The following is a 19,192-nucleotide window of genomic DNA, read 5'->3' as shown; positions in this document are numbered from 1 at the left end:
TTTCCCCACCTTAAGGCTGCTGGAGAAAGCGCAGCATCGCCTCATTCACAGCCTCGGGCGCCTCGTTCTGAAGCCAGTGGCCAATCTTCGGCAGCATGACGATGTCGAGGTGCGGAACGCGTGGTGCCATCATTTCACGCAGTGCATCTGCGCCCATGCCTTGAATCACCATATCTGCAGTACCGGCAATAAACAGCACCGGGCAGGTGATTTTACTCTCGCGCAGTGGCAGCAGGCGGCGCCAGTTCTCGTCCAGATTGCGGTAGTAGTTGATACCGCCGGCAAATCCGCTATGCCGATAGGCATTCAAATAATAAGCGAGCATCTCGTCGGTTAGCCAGGCAGGTTGCTCCTTCGGTACACCCAGGCGGCCAATCCAGCCGCCGCCTTCGGAAAGCGACTTGCCCAGCAGAGGAGGGTGGCGCGGCGTATCCGGGGAGCAGTAGAGCGCGCGCAAGATGCCTTCCGGGTCAGCGTCAAACTCGGCTTCGGCAACGCCCGGTTCCTGAAAGTAGATCTGATAAAAGAACTGATCTTTGAAATAGCTGCGCAAAAACTCGATTGGCGGTACATCAGCAACCGGGCGCAGCGGGACGCTCATGATGATCAGCTGTTCGACGCATTCCGGATGCAACTGCACAAACTGCCAGCTGTTGATCGCGCCCCAGTCGTGGCCGATCAACAATACCGGCGCGTCCGGGCTGTAGTGCGCGACCAGCTCCTGCATAAAGCCGGCAATGCGGGTGACGTTGTAATCATCAATTTGCGCTAGCGCCTCGGTTTCGCCGAAGCCGGGCATGTCAGGGGCGACCGCCGTGTAGCCCGCATTGGCCAGCGCCACCATCTGCTGTCGCCAGGAGTACCAGCACTCAGGCCAGCCGTGAATAAACAGTGCAACCGGGCCGGTTCCCACCCGTGCTATGCGGGTGCTCAGTCCGCTTATCTGTTGTTGTTCGAAGCGGATATCGTCCAGGCAGTACATTGTTCTTCCTTATATAGGGTAGGGCATGCAGTTTGAATACCTCCTAACCTGCCAGACAATCAAGCAAGACCGCCATGTTACATACCGACGTATTCAAAGCTTTGATGTCCAGGCTGACTGGTGCGTGACTTTTTTGGATTAAATGTTATGTTATAACCATTATTAAGTCCGAGATTAACGTCATGTCTGAAAAACTACCTGTCACTGTCCTGTCCGGCTTCCTAGGCGCCGGAAAAAGTACGTTGCTTAACGCCATTCTTAAAAACCGTGACGGACTGCGCGTTGCCGTTATCGTCAACGACATGAGTGAAATCAATATCGACGCCAGCGAGGTCCAGCGGGATGTCACCCTGAACCGGGCAGAAGAGCGGCTGGTTGAGATGAGCAACGGCTGCATCTGCTGCACCCTGCGTGAGGACCTGCTGGAGGAGGTCGGCCGGCTGGCGAAAGAGGGGCGATATGACTACCTGCTGATTGAGTCCACCGGCATATCCGAACCGCTACCGGTCGCAGAGACCTTTACCTTCAGGGATGGGGAGGGCGCTGCACTAGCCGATATGGCCCGACTCGATACGATGGTTACGGTCGTCGATGGGGTCAACTTCCTGAACGACTACGAACAGTCCGCCAGTCTCGCCAGCCGCGGCGAAACCCTGGGTGAGGACGACGAGCGTTCGATTACCGACCTGCTGGTCGAGCAGGTCGAGTTTGCCGATGTCATCCTGATCAGCAAGAGTGATCTGATCAGCCGAGACGCGCTCGCAGAGCTGACGTCCATCCTGCGTAACCTCAACCGACACGCGAACATCCTGCCAATGGTGATGGGTAACGTCCCGCTGCGCGAGGTACTCAATACCGGCCTGTTCAATTTCGAGCGGGCTGCCGAAGCGCCGGGTTGGCTGCAGGAACTGCGCGGCGAGCACATTCCGGAAACGGAGGAATACGGTATTGGATCTACCGTGTACCGAGCGAACCGCCCGTTTCATCCGCAACGTTTCTACAGTTTCATCAGCAGCCCGTGGCGCAACGGCAGGCTGCTTCGCTCCAAAGGGCTGTTCTGGCTGGCCAGCAAGTGGACGCTGGCGGGCAGCTGGTCCCAGGCGGGCAGCCTGATGCGGCATGGGCTGGCGGGGCGCTGGTGGCGTTTTGTTGATCGCGAACACTGGCCGACCGATCCAGACATGCTCAAAGAGATCATGCAGCAATGGCGGCCAGAAAGTGGCGACTGCCGGCAGGAGCTGGTGTTCATTGGTCAAGGCCTGGACGCTGGGCAGTTGCAGCAGGATCTGGATAGTTGCCTGTTGTCCGATGCTGAAATGCAGTTGGAGCCCGCGCAATGGGCCGCTTTGGGCGACCCGTTCGGTTCATGGGTAAGTAATGTGGAGGAGCCGGCCTGAGGGAGCGGCTGCCAGCACACATGCTGTCGGTTTGAACCTGCCAGGGTAGCTCCAGCCGGTCAGTGCACGCGCGGATACTGTTCAACAACCAGCGGCAGGGTATATTGCTGCTATGCTCAATCCTGAACAGCTGGTTGACGACGGAGTCCGCGCTTGAACTTGCGTACCTGGCTATTTATTCCTCTGATTTTTGCGGTCAGTGCTTCTGTCGCCGCTGCTGATTTCGGTCGCGATGAGCATGCCGCTCGTATCTTGAAGATTACGGCACTCGACTGGGAGCCCTACAGCGCGTCCTCGATGGCAACCGGTGGTAACGCCATTCAGCATCTGCGAAACCTTCTGGGGCAGTGCGCTATTGAGCTGCAGGTCGAGTTCTATCCTTGGCGCCGAGCCCAGCAGATTGCCCGCCAGCCTGGATATCTTGGCTACTTTCCAGCGTGGCCGACAGAGGTGCATGATGGCTTCGTGTCCTCAGGTGAGGTTACATCATCTCACCTTGCGCTAATGGCAATGGAGGATAGTGACGTCAGCGTTGATGACATTGACCAGGCTTTCTCCGAGCATCGGATAGGGGTTGTCAAAAGCTATGTCTACCCCAGACAGTTCCAGGCGCTGATAGAGCGATTCCCACAGAGTATCGACAACGGTGCAAGCGGTGAGCTGTCGTTGCTGAAGATGCTCAGCCTGGGCCGGTTCCAGCTTGCGGCTACCGATCCAACGGTGATGGAGTACCTCGCTGAACGCCATGGCATTGGAGAGGTGCGCGTAGCCAAGATGCTGTTGGAGGTCCCGCTGGTGATTGCCATGCGCGATGGACTAGATAATCAGGACAACATAGCGCTGATCAAGCGTCTGCTAAGCGCTCAGGCGGGGACACCATTGCAGGGTGAGCTGTGCACGATTGCACGTTGAAGAGAGAGCACTGTAACGAACGAAGCGCACAAACGTTATCTCCGTTATATCCTATTTAACATAATATATATTATGCGAAGTGCTAGGTGCGACCAGAGAGTGAAACAATCTCAACACGCTGGGTGCCCATCGCCTTACGCGCGTTCGCTGTACGAGCGCGCATATCCCAGGAATGCGTCCGGCTCCAGCGGCCGGGAAAACAGATACCCCTGCGCATGATCGCACCCAAGTGACGTCAGGATGCGCTGCACCAGTTGATGCTCAATTCCTTCGGCGGTTACCTGCAACTTCAGGCTGTGTGCCATTTGGATGACCGCAGTAACGATGGCGCGATTCTGCTCGTTGCTACTCAAGTCGAGTACGAACGATTTGTCGACTTTCAGGCGGTCCACGTTAAATCGCTGCAGGTATGACAGATTGGAGTAGCCGGTACCGAAATCATCGATTGCCAGGGAGACGCCAAGCTTCTTCAGGTTTTTCAGCAATTGCAGAAAAGCATCTGATTTCTCCAGCAACATCGATTCGGTGAGCTCCAGTTCGAGCAGCTCGGGTTCCAGGCCGCTTTCGTTCAGTACGTCAACAATCACGCTCTGCAGATTGTTGCGCCGTATCTGGATTGCCGACAAATTGACCGAAACCCCCAGCCTTAGTCCGTGCTGCTGCCAGCGCATAGCATCCTCGCAGGCGCGCCGGATCACCCACTCGCCAATTTCTGCGATCAATCCTGACTGTTCCGCAACATCCATGAATCGGTCTGGCGATAGCAGTCCTTGCTCAGGATGCTGCCAACGTAGCAATGCTTCTGCGCCGACCAGCCTTTCGCCCTTCAGGGCAATGATTGGCTGGTAATAGAGGCGCAGTTCGTCTCGCGAAATCGCCTGGCGCAGGGCTTGCTCTATATCCAGGCGTTGGTGGCTGTCTGCGCTCAAGTCCTCTTGGTGGACGAAATGGGTGTTGCGCCCTGCTTTCTTCGCCTGCAGCATCGCCAGTTCTGATTTCTGCACCAGGGTGTCGGCGTCATGACCGTCGTTTGGGAACAAGGAAATGCCAACTGACAGGGAGGTCACCAGTTGCTTGGAGCTGAGTTCGAAAGGTTGTGAAATTACTTCCTGCATGCGTTGCGCAACTGCAACGGCGGTATGCACATCATCAATGTTGGCCAGTGCCATTACAAATTCATCGCCGCCGTGCCGACAGAGCGTGTCGGCATCACGGACCACCTGTTTAAGGCGGCCAGCGACCGAGCGAATTAACTCATCCCCGGCCGTGTGGCCAAGCGAGTCGTTGATTGTTTTGAAGTTGTCTACGTCCATGTACAGCAACGCCAGCGTTCGCTGTTGCGTACGAGCAGCTTCGATCATTTGTGTTACATGGCTGCTGAAGGCGGTTCGATTGGCTAGCCCCGTCAGTGCGTCATGGCCTACCAAGTGGGTGATTTTTGCTTGGGAGCAACGCAGTCGCTTGCCTTCTCGCTCCAGCGAACTCTGCATGTTGCGCATTTCTCGCATCATCCAGACTATGGTCCCCGCCGATACCACCAGTATGCTGCTGACGACAGCCCATCGCCCTACTCCAATGGGCAACGGTTGAAAAGCCCGGTAACCGAAATAGGCGGAAAAACTGATCAAGGCGACTGTCGCTAGCATGATCGTCAGCAACGCCCAGAACAAGCGCTCTGACGCGATGACGCCTGCCACCACCAATACCGTCGGAAAGGCTATCAAGGCACCGCTGTAGAGCCCCTGCTCCAGCCACATTGAGCAGCTGACCAGCAGAGTGAGGGTCATGAGAGCAACAGAGACCGCATATTCCGGTTTGCCACGCGCAGTAAGTTTGCGCGCCACCAGCACTGTAGCCAATGCCGCTGCTACCAGAATGGAGTCGTTCCAGGCGCCGATCAGCAGCGTGCGTAACTCGATAGTCAACAGGACCAGAATGACCAGATTGCCGATCAGGCGCAGGCGTCGATTTTGACGATCTTGCATCCGCGTGAAAAAGTCCTTGTCCAGCCCACCCTTGATCTCTGCCATTTCCATGCATTCTGCTTCCTGATAATGCGGCGCTTGACCAGTCAGTCGTAAAAAAAAAGGAACGCTACCCGTTCTCAATAATGCGCACAAGCCTTCTGTTATGGGCGTTTCAGCGCTAATTAAGCCGAAGCTGTCTAGCATGGGCTTTACGTCATCATTCAAGCGTCAAAAATTATATCATTCTTTGCAAGGCTGCCAGCAGTGCCTCAACGGGCGCCGCCAACGCGCCTAGCTAAAAAGTCATTCCGTTCAGGCCTATGCGTAGCACCACCCAAGCAATTATTATTCGGGTAATGCTCGCCTTCGGGCTGGCGCTGCGCCCATCTCGGACATTTGGATGACAGAAAACAAGCAAATTTCGGCTAACAGCCTGTTCCCCAGAGCCGTTTTCAGTCACCAGAATGGCATCTCCTGGTTCGTGTTGTTCATCGGCTTGCTGAGCACCGTTTTTGCTGGGGTGTATCTGATCGACCGAGAAGCGGATGCCGCCAGTCGCGAGTTTGTCCTGTTGACGGACGATATTACCGACGCGATTCGCAAGCGCATGATCGACCACGAACAGATTTTGCTTGGCGGCGCGGGCGTATTGGATGCCAGCGCAAGTGTGCAGCGTCAGGAGTGGCGCATTCTGGTAGAGCGTCTGCGTCTTGCTGAAAACTTTCCCGGGATCCTCGGCGTCGGTTACGCAAAAGTCCTGCGTGAACAGGAGCTGGCGCGCTTTGAGCAGGAAGTGCGCAGCGAAGGCTTTCCCGACTTCCGGGTCCATCCTCAGGGCGCTCGCCCGCTATACACCTCAATCCTCTACCTTGAACCGTTTGAAGGCAGAAACCTCGCTGCCTTTGGCTTTGACATGTACTCGGAACCAACCCGGCACGCTGCAATGCGCGCTGCGGCGGAGACGGCGACCACCCGAATAACGGGGCCGGTCAAGCTTTTGCAGGAAACCCACGGTGTGGTTCAGGCGGGTATCCTTATGTACGTGCCGGTCTACCGGCAGGGAATGCTCCTCGATACGCCGGATGAGCGCATGGCGGCGCTGCGCGGCTTTGTCTACAGCCCCTATCGTATGGGCGACCTGTTGTCCGGCATCCTCGGGTCACTCACCCCGGGTATCGGTTATCGGCTAATCGACACTGCTGCGGGACTGGACAATCCCGTCCTGTTTTCCGATCTCGCCAATGGTGACGACGTGGCGAGTCTGCAACGCACCGTTGAGCTGAGTCTGTACGGGCGTGACTGGCAGCTTGAATTCAACAGTACGCCGACGTTTGACCAGCGTTACAACAACAGTCTCTGGGTGTTCATCGTCGGCTTCTGTGTCAGCTTGCTGCTGTTTGTCATGGCCAGCCTCCTCGCCCTGCGCAAGCAGCAAGCCGAATTGCTTGCCGGGCGCATGACGAAACAGCTACGCGCCAGCAACACTGCCCTGCGTCAGGCAGAGGAGCGGCAGCGCCTGGTGCTAAAAGGCAGCAATGACGGCTGGTGGGATATCCACATTCCTGAAATGCGTTTTGTCGCATCCGAGCGTGCCTGGGAAATGCTTGGCTACCCGGCTCTCAGCGATGAACAGTCACTGCACCGCTGGCAGTCCTTGTTGGCACCGGATGACCGTCATGCCCTGACGCAACTGCTGCGCGATGCTATCTATTCTGATCAGATGGCGTTTTCTGCTGAGGTGCGGTTAAGTCACAAGGCCGGACATCTGGTGCCTGTTTTGTTGCGCGGGGCCATCCAAAGGGACCACCAGGGCGTCGCTCTAAGGGCCAGCGGTACCATGCTTGATCTGACCGAACAGAAGCGAATCGAGCAGATGAAGAGCCAGTTTGTCTCCACGGTCAGCCATGAGTTGCGCACTCCCCTCACCTCCATTTCCGGCGCGCTGGCTATCGTCAACAGTGGCTCTCTGGGGGATGTGCCCGCTGCGATGAGCAAAATGCTGGAAATTGCCGAGAGCAACAGTCAGCGTCTCAATCATCTGATCAACGACCTGCTGGATATGGAAAAGCTTGCGGCAGGCAAAATGAAGTTTGAAATACGCACCTACGCACTCAGAGAGCTGGTTGAGGAAGCGTTGTCTGCCAACCGTGCATTCGCAGACAGCCGCAATATTGATCTTGTCTGCCGCGACTTTGCTGATGTCTGGGTGCGGGTAGACAGCATGCGTCTGCACCAAGTGCTCAATAATTACCTGTCAAATGCTATCAAGTTCTCGCCCGAGGGTTCGCAGGTGGTAATTGAGGTGTTGCATGATGGCGAGCGGGTTCGCGTCAGCGTCACTGACGAAGGTGAAGGCATTCCATTCGAGTTTCAGGACCAGGTGTTTGGCAAGTTCGCTCAGGCCGACGGATCGGACAAGCGCAAGCAGCCTGGTACCGGCCTCGGGCTTGCCATATCCCGAGAACTGATGGAGCAGATGGACGGTGATGTCGGCTTTTTTTCAGAGCCTCCAAACGGAGCCTGCTTCTGGCTGAGTCTGCCGACCGAGCGTGCCACTGAAGAGCTCCCGGAAAGCACGCCGAATAACACCAAGCGAAAGGTGCTGGTGGTGGATGACGACCCGATGATTGCGGATTTCATTGCGCTGGTTTTGCGTCGAGCTGGCTACATCCCGACCACCAGCATATCGCTGCATGGTGCCCAGCTGTTGCTTCAGCAGGAACGGTTTGACGCGCTGGTAACCGATTTGCGCCTGCAGGACGGTCACGGCCTTAATCTTATTCGTGAATTGCGTGCCGAGCCGCTAACCGGGCGAATGCCCATCCTGGTGGTGTCAGCCTACTGCGATGAAGGTCAGCGCCTGCTCCATGGTGATAACGATCCGTGCCTTGCCTGGCTCGATAAGCCGGTTGAGGAGAAGAAGCTGCTCAACATGCTGGATGACGTGATTCAGCGCGCACTATCGGTGTGAACTGTAACGCTGTGAGTTCGTCAACATGAATAGAAATAGTTCGATGCGCTGCGCTGCTTGATTTGCTGTGATCAAGCCGTATGATCGAGGCCTACCAACGGATTTTTGCTTTCCGATACAGGAGCTGTACATGAACATGCAGGAACACAACACTACCCTTCAACACGCTGGCGTCAGCGAAGCAGAAGTCAGCAAGCTGTTCCGGAATACCTACACGCTGCTGGCCATGACGTTGGCTTTCAGCGCCGTGGTTGCCTTCGTGTCCATGAGCCTGAATCTGCCCTACCCAGGCATTATCGTGACACTGGTTGGCTTCTACGGCTTGCTGTTTCTGACCACAAAACTGCGTAACTCAGCCTGGGGACTGGTCAGCACCTTCGCCTTCACAGGCTTCCTCGGCTATACCCTTGGGCCGATCCTGAACGCCTACCTGTCGCTGCCCAATGGCGGGCAACTGGTGTCGATGGCACTGGGTATGACGGCAGTCGTATTTTTTGGTCTGTCGGCCTATGCGATTCTTAGCCGCAAGGATTTCAGCTTCCTGTCGGGCTTCATCCTGGCAGGCTGTATCGTTCTGATGTGCGCAGTGGTTGCCAGTTTGTTTATCCAGATCAGCGGCCTGCAACTGGCTATTTCCGCCGGCTTTGTGCTGTTCTCCTCGGCGGTGATTCTGTATCAGACCAGTGCAATCATCCACGGTGGTGAAGACAACTACATCATGGCAACCATCACCCTGTTTGTATCGATTTATAACCTGTTCCTCAGCCTGCTCCAGCTGCTGGGCATCTTCAGCGACGACTGAACCCAGACGCTGCGTTATACTCAATGGCCCGCCTTTTGGCGGGCCATTTTGTTCACGAGCCAGAGACTATGAAGTTTGCTATTGCCCTGTTGGCTGGCCCACAAGACCCTGCCGCTCGCAGCGCCTTGAAATTTGCCGAGGCGGTGCTTGCCAGCGGTCACCAGATCAGCCGCTTGTTTTTTTATCGTGATGCCGTTCATCTCGCATCCACTTTGGGCGTGCAGCCGCAGGACGAGTGCGACCTCGCCCGCAGTTGGAGCGCCTTTATCTCGGAAAATGACCTTGATGCAGTGGTTTGCATCGCTGCGGCGTTGCGTCGAGGCGTTCTGAACGAGGCAGAAGCCGATCGCTGGGAGCGACCGGCAGCGAATACCGGCTCGCCCTGGGCGCTGTCCGGACTTGGGCAATGGGTTGATGCTCTGCAGACTGCGGACCGGGCGGTGACTTTTGGAACCTGAACTGAGAAGCCTGCTGGTGATCAGCCGCCAGCCGCCGACCTCGATTGCCGCACGCGAAGCGCTGGATCTGGCGTTGGCAGCTGCTGCATTTGGCGTTCCGGTCAGTATGCTGTTTATGGACGCCGGTGTGCTGCAGCTACTGCCCGGCCAGGAATCGACGCTGATCGAGCAGAAGCCCGTCGCATCCAACCTGCAAGCCCTGCCAATGTTCGGTGTTGAAGACCTGTTTGTCTGCCACCACTCTCTAGCCGAACGTGGGCTACAGCCTGGTCGCTTTGTACTCAACTGCAAAGCAGTGGATAGCTCGGAGATTGCAACCTTGCTGGAGCATCACGATCAGGTGATTACCCTATGAGGTCTACCCTGTTACATCTGCTGCGGCATGCGCCGCAGGACGACACCCATTTTGCCAGCAGTCTGCGAGTAATCGGCCCGGAGCAAGGTCTTTTGCTGATTGAGGACGCGGTCTACGCGTTGCTGCCGCGCACAAGCGCGGTAAACGCCATGCAGTTGCTGCCCGCGAGTATCAAGTTGTTTGCACTGGAATCTGACGTACTGGCACGCGGGCTGGCGATTGATGATCTGCCGGCACGGGTCAAGCTGATTGACTATCCGGGGATGGTTGAGATTTGCACGCTCTACGACAAGGTACTGAGCTGGTGAACGACTTCATCAATGCTGACGGGCGTGTGGTCCCGCTGGACAAGGAGGGCTTCCTGGTGGCGCTGGATGACTGGTCTGAAGCTGTGGCCCATGCCCTCGCCAAGCGCGAGGGCATCGAACTGACCGACGCGCACATGGAGGTGGTTCTACTGCTGAGGCGTTTCTATCAGACCTTCCAGTTGTCGCCTGCCATGCGGCCGCTGGTCAAGTTTGTCGGCCAGGAGCTGGGCAAGGACAAGGGCAACAGCATGTATCTGCTGAGTCTGTTTCCTGGCAGCCCGGCAAAACTGGGTAGCAAGATCGCAGGGCTACCCAAGCCGGAGAATTGCCTTTAGGCGATCTCTGGCAGGGTTGTCAGCACGACCAACTGGTCTCCCTCGGAGAGCCGCAACGGTTTGTCCCGCTGGGGATTCAGCTGCAGGCGTTTCCCCTCCTCGTCAGCCCGAACACGATACACGCCCAATGCGGTATCTCCCTGCAATGCGACCACGGCTTCGAGATCGGCGAAGGTGGTTACGCTCTGCATTGGATAGCGCTGCTGATCATGGAACACCAGCTCCGGTCCGCCGGTAGTCAGCAGTTCCTCGAACATCAGCCCCAGCTCGCGCCGCTGTGCAATCTGCGCCATTAAATGACTGAGAATCATCGGACTGACAATGGTCTCGCCGCGCTTACGCACCACCAGGCTTTCGTTCGCAGGATCACTCAACTCGAGCAGAATCTGCGGCCGAGAGGCGCGCTCGCGTAGGAGCTCATCGACGATTAGATAGCCGACCATAGCGCGGGCGTCAGCTTCTTCGCCACTATCCAGACGATCAGACGAAACCAGAATAATGCTGTCGAAGCGTTCCTCCATCAAATCGCCAAGCGCACCTTCAACCATATAGTCAGCGTCGGTGTAATGGCACTCGATACCTGAGGCGGCAGCGCTGTAGCTGGCGACCATTGCTTGCCGGTCCTCAGCCTTCACAACTGCTACGTTGTGCACTTCAAACCGATAATCGGTATAGCTGGCCAGTTCGTTCAGTAATGCGGGAACGCGTCGATTCCAGCCCAGCACCAGTAGCCGACGCAATCCGCCGGCAGCGTTGCGGTGCCGCAGCGCTCCGGAGGGGCGTTGAAGTGCCCGAACCTGCACCTCGCTCTGCTGCTTAGGGGGCTCTGCATGTTCGTAGGCGCGTGCCAGCATGACCAGCTTGTCACCGTTCCGGATGACTTCATCGCTAGGCGCGTTCAGCCAGGTCCTCCAACCTCCCCCGGTCGGCCGCATCAGACCGCAGACAATCGCCTGCGGGGTTCGGCTACCGATATCGGCAAGGGTTTGTCCTATGCAGTTATCGGTCGAGCGAATGTAGAACTCATTGCCTTCGTGGACGGTCATGACCTCGCCAAACAGCTCCGGCAGCCCGGGATGGACAATCGACTGGGCGAATAACCGGCTGACCAGGGCATCACTGGCGAGCACCTCCAGCGGGCCAGAGTAAGCACGCTGCATAACAGCCAGCTTGCGACTGTCGTCCACTTCAGCGACCACATAGGGCGGTGTGATTCCGTGACGATGGGCTTGCGCCTGCAGTGTGAGCAAAGCCTTGATCGCCTCGACATCGCTGCTGACCAGCGAGCCGGCACTCTGGGTGCGTCCGGGAATCAATACCACCGCCGCTTGCAGGCAGGCCGCCCGGTCCAGATCTTCAGGTTGCAGGGCGGTGCCCGAACGCAAAATGATGTTGCTCATGTGCCTGCGAATCAACGGCACTGCGCGGAGTTCGTGCACATGTTCTGCGGTGACCTCTTCGGCCAGAATAACCAGTCGCAGACGCTTGGTCAGGCGCGCCTTGAGCAGGCGCTGGATGCCGCCATTAACATCAAGAATTTCCTGCACAAGCGGAATTGTCCGGTTGGTCCAGCCAAGAATGACGATGTGTCCGCTGACGGTCACCGGGGTCAGCCCCTGTTCAAGCTTGACCATCATGGCGATCAACCAGCGCGTCATGATCGCGACCAGGGCGCCGAGAAACACCACATAGCCACTCAGGGTTAGCACGGTGGACACAATACGCCGCCAGGTACCCTGGTCATCGCCAAGGTAGCCTGGATCGGTCAGACGCAGAAACGCCCACCAAACCGAATCCGCCAAGCTGTCATCACCACCGGTAGGCCACGCCAGCCAGCCGCCGAGCAGGGAAATCAACGCGATGAACGCGGCGACTACCAGCAATTGGTAGTGCGCGCCCTTTACAAACTGACGCTCGACCAAATAACGCAAACGGTCAATAAAGGAAAATGGCAACATGCGGTGAGAATCTCAAGACTGGTTGTTCTTAACGAGGAGTACAATTGCTGCTAGATTTCGGGTTTGGCCATCTGGACAGCACTCTGTTCAATCCGCATGAGTTACATCGAACACATCATCGGCATTGCCCTGGCGGTACTCTACTGGCTTTTTACTGCCGTGGTCACCTTTCGGGTCATCGGTCGTCGTAACCCGGTCAGCGTCACTCTTTCCTGGCTGCTGGTCATCTATATCCTGCCGTTGGTCGGCGCCATCCTCTATCTGATGCTTGGCGAGTTGAATCTGGGCCGTCAGCGCGCCCGGCGGGCCGAAGCCATGGTTGAGCCGTTTCTTCAGAGTATCGCTGAAGATTTCCGAACCGTGAACGGGCCCTTGCCCGGTGGTCCATTGGTACAGGGTATTCGTCAACTGATCGAGACCCGGTTGGGCATCGGCGCGCTGGGGTATCAGCAGATGGAGCTGCTCGACACGCCGGAGACTATCTTCAGCCGCTTGTGCAAGGACGTCACCAACGCTGAGCAGAGCATTCACTTGGAAACCTACATCTGGTACCCCGGGGGACGCGTGGATGAACTCGGCGAAGTGCTGATCTTAGCCAGCACGCGTGGCGTCAAGGTGTCGTTGCTGATAGACCACGCCGGCAGCCGGCCCTTTTTCCGTTCCAGTTGGCGCAAGCGTTTTATCGACGCAGGAATAGAAGTTGTACCGGCATTGCCAGTGCGACCTTGGCGTGCTCTGGCACAGCGTATAGACCTGCGGTTGCATCGCAAGCTGATTGTCATCGACGGACATCTGGCGTACACCGGGTCGATGAATATGGCGGACCCCAGTTATTTCAAGCGCGAAGCCAAGGTCGGAGAGTGGGTCGACATCATGCTACGCCTGGACGGGCCGGCTGCTCGTGGGTTAGACAAGGTCTTTGCCTGGGATTGGGAAGTGGAAACCGGTGTACGCCGCCTCACCCCTGCTCTGCCGAGCCCGCCCAATTGCTACAAATGGCTGTCGATACTGCCGTCGGGCCCCGGTATGGGGGAAGATCTGATCAGCCAGGCGGTGCTGTCCAGCATCTACCGGGCCAATGATTCCATCGTCATCAGTACGCCCTACTTTGTGCCATCGGAAGCAATTTTCGACGCACTGTGCCAGGCAGCGCGGCGTGGGGTCAGAGTCAAGGTGCTGGTGCCTGAGCGGAACGACTCGCACCTTGTCGGCTGGGCAAGCCGAGCCTACTACGAGCGCTTTCTTCAGGCCGGCGGCGAGATTTATCTGTTTCGTGGTGGTTTGCTGCATACCAAAGCGATGCTCATGGATGACCAACTGGCGCTGGTCGGCAGCGTAAATCTGGATATTCGCAGTTTGCAGCTCAATTTCGAGCTGACGGTCACGCTGTTTTCGCCAGAGGGCTGCGCCGCCATCAAGCGCTTGCTGGAGGGCTACCTTGCGGATAGTCAGTCTCTGGAGCTGGAGCAGTGGCAGACTCGCTCGCGAGCTGCACGGGTGGTTGAACGGATGATGTTCTTCCTTAGCCCACTGCTCTGACTGCGACAAAAAGTCCGTTCAACGCTATTGCATTCGATGTCCGAATGGCTAAACTCGCAAATGAGATTGATTGTCATTAGCGAGAGAGCATCAATGAAAGTGTATCTGATACCCGTCAGCCTTACCGTCAGCATGATGGCGCCGGCCGCCCTGGGAAATACGGCTCCGGCGTTACTCTCCCCCGTGCAGGCGGCAGTGATGCAGCTGAGCGTACACAGCCAGTCACTGCAACAGATTCTCGGGCAGCCGCTGGATCAACACGCGCTGAGCCAGCTCGATGAACTGAGCTATCAGTTGGAGAGCGACTTGCTGCAGCTGGGTACACCCGCTACGACAGTGGCTGAACCGTTGGAGTCATTGCATCAGGCGGTTGAAAGCTGCGACTCCAGCGAGGTGGCACGCTGTGGCAGTGCTTACCTGGCCGCTGTTCGTAGCTGGCTGGCCGGACGGGCCTGAAGCGGCTTCAGAGCTGACCCGACAGGGGCAACCAGCCGAGGGTCCAGCTCATGAAACGGCGGAATAGCCCTGCGTCCGGCTCGGTATCCCAGGTTTGGCCTTCTGCGCGCCAGCGCAGATCGCCGCGATCATCAAGATCCACTCTGAAGGCGTAGTCTTCTGAAGTCCAACGCTGGAAAAGCTCAACCATTTCCTGCGCCAGCTCCGGGTTTTCGATGAATACACCGGCTTCGGTATTGAGCAGGATCGAGCGTGCGTCCAGGTTGACCGAGCCGACAAATACCGCCTGGCGGTCAAAAACAAAGGTTTTGGCGTGAAGGCTGGCAAGAGACTCACCGAGAAAAGGACTCGCGCGTTCCTGTTGTCCGGCAATCGGCCTCAGCTCCCAGAGCTTCATGCCGCCCTCAAGCAGCGGTTCACGCGACTTGGCGTAGCCGCTATGTACCGCCAGCACGTCCGTGGTAGCCAGCGAATTGGTTAGCAGGGAGACATCCACGCCACGCTCGATCAGACTCAACAGCATTTTTTCGCCGCCCTGACGTGGCACGAAGTAGGCAGATGTAAGCAGTAGCTCCTCTTCGGTCTGACTGATCGGCTCGATCAGGCTGCGGCCCAGAAACGCGACCTTGTTACCGTCACCGTGAGGATCCGACTTCGACGGGTCATCGTAAAACCACTTGGCATTGCCCCAATGCCAGTCCAGAGCGCTGCCATCCAGACCGGTCAGGAACCGGGAGCGGCTTACCGCTTTCAGATACGGGTTGCGCGCAGCTTGACGGCTTATAGAGCCCAGGTTGGCGCGCATTCGAGCCAGGTCATCCGCGTTCCGGTCCTCGGCCATGGCATTGATCGGAATGGCAATTCCGCTATTCCAGAAGTTGTCGAAACTATCGGACGCCTGGGCGGCGATCGGCCCTATGCCGATAACATCGACATCCTGGAAGTCGATATCCGTCAACGCGAAATACTCATCGCCGATGTTGCGGCCGCCAGTGATCAGCGCGGTGTTGTCGGCAACGATGACCTTGTTGTGCATCCGGTAATTGATCCGCCCGAACTCACCTAATTTGCTGAATATCTTTGCCCATTCGCTGCGCAGGCTCAGCGGGTTATACAGGCGGACATCGATATTGGGATGCAGGTCCACAGTGGCGACTTTGACGTCTTCCAGGCTGGCGCCAACGTCGTCGATCAGCAGCCGCACGCGAACACCACGATCAGCAGCCTTGAGCAGATGCTCGGTGAGCAGGCCTCCAGTGGTGTCGGTGTTATAGATGTAGTACTGGATGTCGAGGCTGCGCTCGGCCATGTCGATCAGGCGGATACGCGCGGCTAGTGCGTCTGAACCGTTGTGCAGCAGAATGAAGCCCGACTTATCCGGGTCTTCAGGCCTCTGGCTGTCCAGATAGCGGCTCAGTTTGCTCGCAGGATCTGCTGGCAAGTAGTACGTTGGCAATTCGTCGTGGGTCATACCAGCGGTCGCGCAGCCCGTCATGAGACAGGCTGCGGCGACCAGCAAGAGCTGTCGCAACATGGATACATCCTGGTCCGTGTCGCCGCCCTGCCCGGCCAGACCGGCGGCTAGTTATCTTGTTCCTCGTACTGATCGGTAACCCGTAGTTGGTAGCTGACGCGACGGCTACCGCGGTTGTCGATCACGACATACCCCGTTTTCCCGGGTTTCAGGCCTTGAGTATAGGCAGCGCTGTACAACGCACGCCATGCCGCCTCGACCTGATGCTGCTGCGGGTCAAACTCCAGACTCAGTACCTGTTGCTCCGGTGCTTGTACCACCCGATAGCCGGGCTGAGTCACCGGCGAGCCGGTGACCGGGAAGCTGACTAGAAAACGCAGCATATCAGGCGTGTTAGTGCTCAGGTCGTCGAACACCAAATTCAACGGCCCGGCGACGCGAACCTTGGCTCGACGGGTCGCGGTAGTTGCAACGTTGATTGCCAGCGGGCCGACATCAGACGTCAGGTTTTGGGGCGAAATTTCAGTCGGCCTGCCAAACAGCGTCATTTCTGGACGCCGAATCAGTTGTATCGGATAGTTCTGACCGTCCTCTCTGATGATCAGTTCATCACCTGCGCGAATATCAACCGTACTCTGGGCGCTCACCGGTAATGGTGCATAGGTGGACGCACACAGCTCGGAGTTCTTGAAGGCGGAGCGCTGACTTTCGCTCAGGTTACTGTTTACCGCAACAGCCCGGCAGATTTGCTCATCGTAGCCACGCCAAGCCTGACGCATGGCGCCGGCGTCCATTAACGCCCGTATGGTCGCCTCATCACCGCTATTAGCAGCCAGCAGCAGGGCTGTTTGTCGACCGCTGGCAGCTTCCCTGCGATCAGGGCCACCTACTCCTGCATTGGCGGTCGCGCGGGTTTCGGCATGCAGTTGGGCACCGGCAGCAAGCAGCAGCCGAACTGACTCGCTTTCGCCATTCTGTGCGGCTGTCATCAATGCGGTGCGCCCCCACTGGTTGCGCACATTGACATCAAAGCCGCGGCGCAGCAACAGCGAGAGCGTTTCCGGGCTCGCTACCGCTGCCATCAACGCGGTATCCCCGTCCGGCCCGATGCCGCGATTGTTGCCCAATACGTCGGTTTCGTAGTCAATGAAGTCGGCTACTACGTTGAGTGGTGCACCGTTGAGGACAACGCTGTGCAGCGTGGCAAACTGCCGGCCCTGCTCCAGAGCACCGGGCTGAGGGGCAATGGCGTAGCGCGCTTGATAGCGGGCAAATGGCACCGGCGGCATCGCTGGCAACTGATCGGGCACCTGCAGGTTTTCCATGGTTCGTGCGAAGGTTTCATGGAACAGCAGATCGGCCGCAAGTGTGGCTTCATCGGCGGTTAGTCCCTGAGCGGCAAACATGCTTTGCAGCTCCTGATGCGCTGGTGCCAGCAGAGGCATTAGCTGCCGATAGCGCAGCTTGTTACCCAGGTTGCGTTCCGACCAGAGGAAAAATTGCTCCATTGCGGCGTCGTTGCGCATGGCAATGGCGGCCTCGCGTCCGCTGCGTCGGTATTCGTCCACGCCCAACAGGGGTAGGTTCAGCAGCGTCCACTGGCGCTCCTTCCAACGCTGGAACAGGTCCCTGCGATCACTTTGCGCATAGCCCGGCAACGGATCACCGGCAAGCTGTTCGAGTTCGCTGTTCAATTGGGCGTAGGTTGGCAGACCACGGAGATTATCAGTGCGCGGCGGGGTGAGATAACTCTGGAACAGGCATAGAGGCTTGAGCTCATTACCTAGCGCATAGACTCCGGCATAGGCAGACTCGCCGCGGGCGGCAGGCGAATAGAACCCCCATGTTTCATTCACCAGTGCCAGCGTCTCGCCTTGATAGCTGAACAGATCAATGCTGCCGTAGTCGCTGGTCTGTGACGAGGAGGCATTGGCTCGGCCACCGTAACCGGGCTGCTTCGCGATCCAGGCCGGCATGGTGCGATGGTCCATGACAACCCGGTCATCCACCAGCAAGCCCCGAGCCCGCTGCTGGTACCCAGCATACAGGCCGGCGTCATATAGCTCTACGCGGTAGCGATGTCCGTCGGCGCTGGTCTCGGTCTTGTCGGCGTGGCTACCTGCCAGTAGGGTTGCGCCGGTTAGTGCCTCAATGTTTGCCTGCCCGTCGGTCGCCAGCGCGCGATTCAGTGCCGAACCGACCGCGCTGCAAAATCCGGGGCGCAGATCCTCGGCCAACCGGAACTCCGCATAGCTTGCCCAGGCATGGCGCTGTGAGCTGGCCCCGGCCTCTGGCTCAGGCCAACTGCGCAGCTCGGCGATACGTTGCCGATAGAGGCTGGCCAGGCACGCTTGTGCATCCGGGTTCGATGGCATGGCGGTACCTATCTCGGTACCCAAGCCACATGCGCCAGCGCGTGCGAGAAGCCACTGGCGTTGATTGGCCTCCAGAACCAGTGCACCTGGCAGGTCCAGATTGTCGATCCGTTTGTGCAACAGGGACGCCAAGGCACGATCCTGCGCCGCCAACGCATCGTTGGCACAAATCTGCCGATGCACTTCCGGCAGCGCCCCGCTGCAATCAAAGCTGGCACGTCCCGGTGCTGGCAGCGCAGAGAGATGGGGCGTCAGGTCTGGCTTGGGTTTGGGCGGAACCGGTGCACTGGCGCAGGCGGATAGAAGAATCACACTCACTGCCAGGGCGATACGCGATGGGTTCAACATGCCAATACTCCGTAATCAGTCCAGAAAAATAGCTGTTCCGTAAATGGTGTAACGCCCTTCCCCGCCACCTGGAGGCGGCGGAAACGGGCCTGCTCGCCGAATCGCCTGGCGGGCTGCCTGATCGAGCACCTCGTCGCCACAAGGGTCGATCTCAAAGCTAACCATTTGCCCACGGCCATCCACCGTAATTTCGTAGGGGATGTAACAGTGGCGTTTGAAGTCATTCGGATCGCCGTTGTAGCCTGGCGGCGGCTTGTAGACCGCGCCCTCTGGTCGCTGTAGGTTCGCGATCACCCTGCCCTTTACCGTATCCGCGTAGCCAGAGGGAGCCATTCGCCCTCGCGTACTGGCGGCGGTTGGCGGCGGACTGGGTGGCGCCGCCCATTGCTGGTTGGCTCCAAAACTGTGTACCGGTGGCCCTCGAGGTTTGGGTGGCGCGGCGGGCGGTGGTGTGGGCCTCTGAACCACCGGCTTAGGCGGCGGCTCCGCTACTGGCTCAGGCTCAGGCTCCGGTTCGGGCTCGGGCTCGGGCTCGGGTTCCGGAGGGGGCGGTGG

Annotated in this window: 16 protein-coding genes; 10 read left to right on the top strand and 6 right to left on the bottom strand. The window is 58.0% G+C overall.

Annotation, left to right across the window (positions count from 1 at the left end; translation table 11 throughout):
• Positions 1–10: 10 nt before the first annotated feature.
• On the bottom strand, positions 11–982 hold the full coding sequence (locus C1949_RS16920) for an alpha/beta fold hydrolase (RefSeq protein ID WP_104739603.1): 972 nt from the start codon (positions 980–982) through the stop codon (positions 11–13).
• A 182-nt stretch (positions 983–1,164) separates the two neighbouring features.
• Between C1949_RS16920 and zigA the strand changes: the two genes are divergently transcribed.
• Together zigA and C1949_RS16910 are read left to right on the top strand one after the other, a co-directional pair.
• Positions 1,165–2,379, top strand: coding sequence for a zinc metallochaperone GTPase ZigA (gene zigA / locus C1949_RS16915; protein WP_104739602.1), 1,215 nt, complete (start codon positions 1,165–1,167; stop codon positions 2,377–2,379).
• Positions 2,380–2,532: 153 nt separating this feature from the next.
• A complete protein-coding gene (locus C1949_RS16910) occupies positions 2,533–3,291 on the top strand; it encodes a hypothetical protein (RefSeq protein WP_104739601.1) in 759 nt (252 codons plus the stop codon).
• 134 nt (positions 3,292–3,425) lie between these two features.
• On the opposite strand, the gene C1949_RS16905 is transcribed toward C1949_RS16910, so the two are convergent.
• Complete coding sequence (locus tag C1949_RS16905; RefSeq protein WP_104739600.1) at positions 3,426–5,462, bottom strand: putative bifunctional diguanylate cyclase/phosphodiesterase; 2,037 nt, start codon at positions 5,460–5,462, stop codon at positions 3,426–3,428.
• Between the two features lie 196 nt (positions 5,463–5,658).
• On the opposite strand from C1949_RS16905, the gene C1949_RS16900 reads away from it, so the two are divergent.
• From C1949_RS16900 to C1949_RS16875, 6 genes are all read left to right on the top strand, one after another.
• The gene (locus C1949_RS16900; protein WP_104739599.1) at positions 5,659–8,229 is read left to right on the top strand and encodes a hybrid sensor histidine kinase/response regulator; all 2,571 of its coding nucleotides are present in this window, start codon (positions 5,659–5,661) and stop codon (positions 8,227–8,229) included.
• A gap of 136 nt (positions 8,230–8,365) precedes the next feature.
• Positions 8,366–9,031, top strand: coding sequence for a Bax inhibitor-1/YccA family protein (locus C1949_RS16895; RefSeq protein ID WP_104739632.1), 666 nt, complete (start codon positions 8,366–8,368; stop codon positions 9,029–9,031).
• A gap of 68 nt (positions 9,032–9,099) precedes the next feature.
• Positions 9,100–9,489 carry a sulfurtransferase complex subunit TusD gene (tusD, locus tag C1949_RS16890; protein ID WP_104739598.1) on the top strand — a complete coding sequence of 130 codons (390 nt, stop codon included), beginning with the start codon at positions 9,100–9,102 and terminating at the stop codon, positions 9,487–9,489.
• Positions 9,479–9,844, top strand: coding sequence for a sulfurtransferase complex subunit TusC (tusC, locus tag C1949_RS16885; RefSeq protein WP_229744374.1), 366 nt, complete (start codon positions 9,479–9,481; stop codon positions 9,842–9,844). The genes tusD and tusC overlap by 11 nt, the downstream gene beginning before the upstream one ends.
• The gene (gene tusB, locus C1949_RS16880; RefSeq protein ID WP_104739597.1) at positions 9,841–10,152 is read left to right on the top strand and encodes a sulfurtransferase complex subunit TusB; all 312 of its coding nucleotides are present in this window, start codon (positions 9,841–9,843) and stop codon (positions 10,150–10,152) included. The genes tusC and tusB overlap by 4 nt, the downstream gene beginning before the upstream one ends.
• Positions 10,149–10,487, top strand: a complete 339-nt coding sequence (locus C1949_RS16875; RefSeq protein WP_229744375.1) for a TusE/DsrC/DsvC family sulfur relay protein — start codon at positions 10,149–10,151, stop codon at positions 10,485–10,487. Before tusB ends, C1949_RS16875 begins: the two co-directional genes overlap by 4 nt.
• Here C1949_RS16875 and C1949_RS16870 read toward each other — a convergent pair.
• Positions 10,484–12,445 (bottom strand): CASTOR/POLLUX-related putative ion channel, encoded by a 1,962-nt coding sequence (locus C1949_RS16870; RefSeq protein ID WP_104739596.1) that lies wholly within the window; start codon positions 12,443–12,445, stop codon positions 10,484–10,486. The two genes, C1949_RS16875 and C1949_RS16870, sit on opposite strands and share 4 nt — an antisense overlap.
• A 96-nt stretch (positions 12,446–12,541) precedes the next feature.
• On the opposite strand from C1949_RS16870, the gene cls reads away from it, so the two are divergent.
• Positions 12,542–13,984 (top strand): cardiolipin synthase, encoded by a 1,443-nt coding sequence (gene cls / locus C1949_RS16865; RefSeq protein WP_104739595.1) that lies wholly within the window; start codon positions 12,542–12,544, stop codon positions 13,982–13,984.
• A 93-nt stretch (positions 13,985–14,077) separates the two neighbouring features.
• On the top strand, positions 14,078–14,440 hold the full coding sequence (locus C1949_RS16860; protein WP_104739594.1) for a DUF6746 family protein: 363 nt from the start codon (positions 14,078–14,080) through the stop codon (positions 14,438–14,440).
• 7 nt (positions 14,441–14,447) lie between these two features.
• Here C1949_RS16860 and C1949_RS16855 read toward each other — a convergent pair whose 3' ends face one another.
• Genes C1949_RS16855 through C1949_RS16845 form a run of 3 tightly spaced genes read right to left on the bottom strand, consistent with a single transcriptional unit; the run spans position 14,448 to position 18,931 of the window.
• Entirely contained in the window at positions 14,448–15,974 is a 1,527-nt protein-coding gene (locus tag C1949_RS16855; protein WP_104739593.1) for a phospholipase D family protein, read from the bottom strand.
• A 47-nt stretch (positions 15,975–16,021) separates the two neighbouring features.
• The gene (locus tag C1949_RS16850) at positions 16,022–18,637 is read right to left on the bottom strand and encodes an ankyrin repeat domain-containing protein (RefSeq protein ID WP_104739592.1); all 2,616 of its coding nucleotides are present in this window, start codon (positions 18,635–18,637) and stop codon (positions 16,022–16,024) included.
• A 15-nt stretch (positions 18,638–18,652) separates the two neighbouring features.
• The gene (locus tag C1949_RS16845) at positions 18,653–18,931 is read right to left on the bottom strand and encodes an energy transducer TonB (protein ID WP_170063103.1); all 279 of its coding nucleotides are present in this window, start codon (positions 18,929–18,931) and stop codon (positions 18,653–18,655) included.
• Positions 18,932–19,192: the final 261 nt, after the last annotated feature.

This window comes from Halopseudomonas oceani, assembly GCF_002903165.1.
GTDB classification, from domain to species: domain Bacteria; phylum Pseudomonadota; class Gammaproteobacteria; order Pseudomonadales; family Pseudomonadaceae; genus Halopseudomonas; species Halopseudomonas oceani.
Note: the sequence above shows the minus strand (reverse complement) of the source record. Positions and strands in the feature narration are given on the sequence as shown.

Bases quoted from the DNA above. Each gene is read 5' to 3' on its own strand.
- C1949_RS16920 (WP_104739603.1), bottom strand. From the start codon at position 982: ATGTACTGCCTGGACGATATCCGCTTCGAACAACAACAGATAAGCGGA.
- zigA (WP_104739602.1), top strand. From the start codon at position 1,165: ATGTCTGAAAAACTACCTGTCACTGTCCTGTCCGGCTTCCTAGGCGCC.
- C1949_RS16905 (WP_104739600.1), bottom strand. From the start codon at position 5,462: ATGCTAGACAGCTTCGGCTTAATTAGCGCTGAAACGCCCATAACAGAA.
- C1949_RS16900 (WP_104739599.1), top strand. From the start codon at position 5,659: ATGACAGAAAACAAGCAAATTTCGGCTAACAGCCTGTTCCCCAGAGCC.
- C1949_RS16895 (WP_104739632.1), top strand. From the start codon at position 8,366: ATGCAGGAACACAACACTACCCTTCAACACGCTGGCGTCAGCGAAGCA.
- tusD (WP_104739598.1), top strand. From the start codon at position 9,100: ATGAAGTTTGCTATTGCCCTGTTGGCTGGCCCACAAGACCCTGCCGCT.
- tusB (WP_104739597.1), top strand. From the start codon at position 9,841: ATGAGGTCTACCCTGTTACATCTGCTGCGGCATGCGCCGCAGGACGAC.
- C1949_RS16870 (WP_104739596.1), bottom strand. From the start codon at position 12,445: ATGTTGCCATTTTCCTTTATTGACCGTTTGCGTTATTTGGTCGAGCGT.
- cls (WP_104739595.1), top strand. From the start codon at position 12,542: ATGAGTTACATCGAACACATCATCGGCATTGCCCTGGCGGTACTCTAC.
- C1949_RS16860 (WP_104739594.1), top strand. From the start codon at position 14,078: ATGAAAGTGTATCTGATACCCGTCAGCCTTACCGTCAGCATGATGGCG.
- C1949_RS16855 (WP_104739593.1), bottom strand. From the start codon at position 15,974: ATGTTGCGACAGCTCTTGCTGGTCGCCGCAGCCTGTCTCATGACGGGC.
- C1949_RS16850 (WP_104739592.1), bottom strand. From the start codon at position 18,637: ATGTTGAACCCATCGCGTATCGCCCTGGCAGTGAGTGTGATTCTTCTA.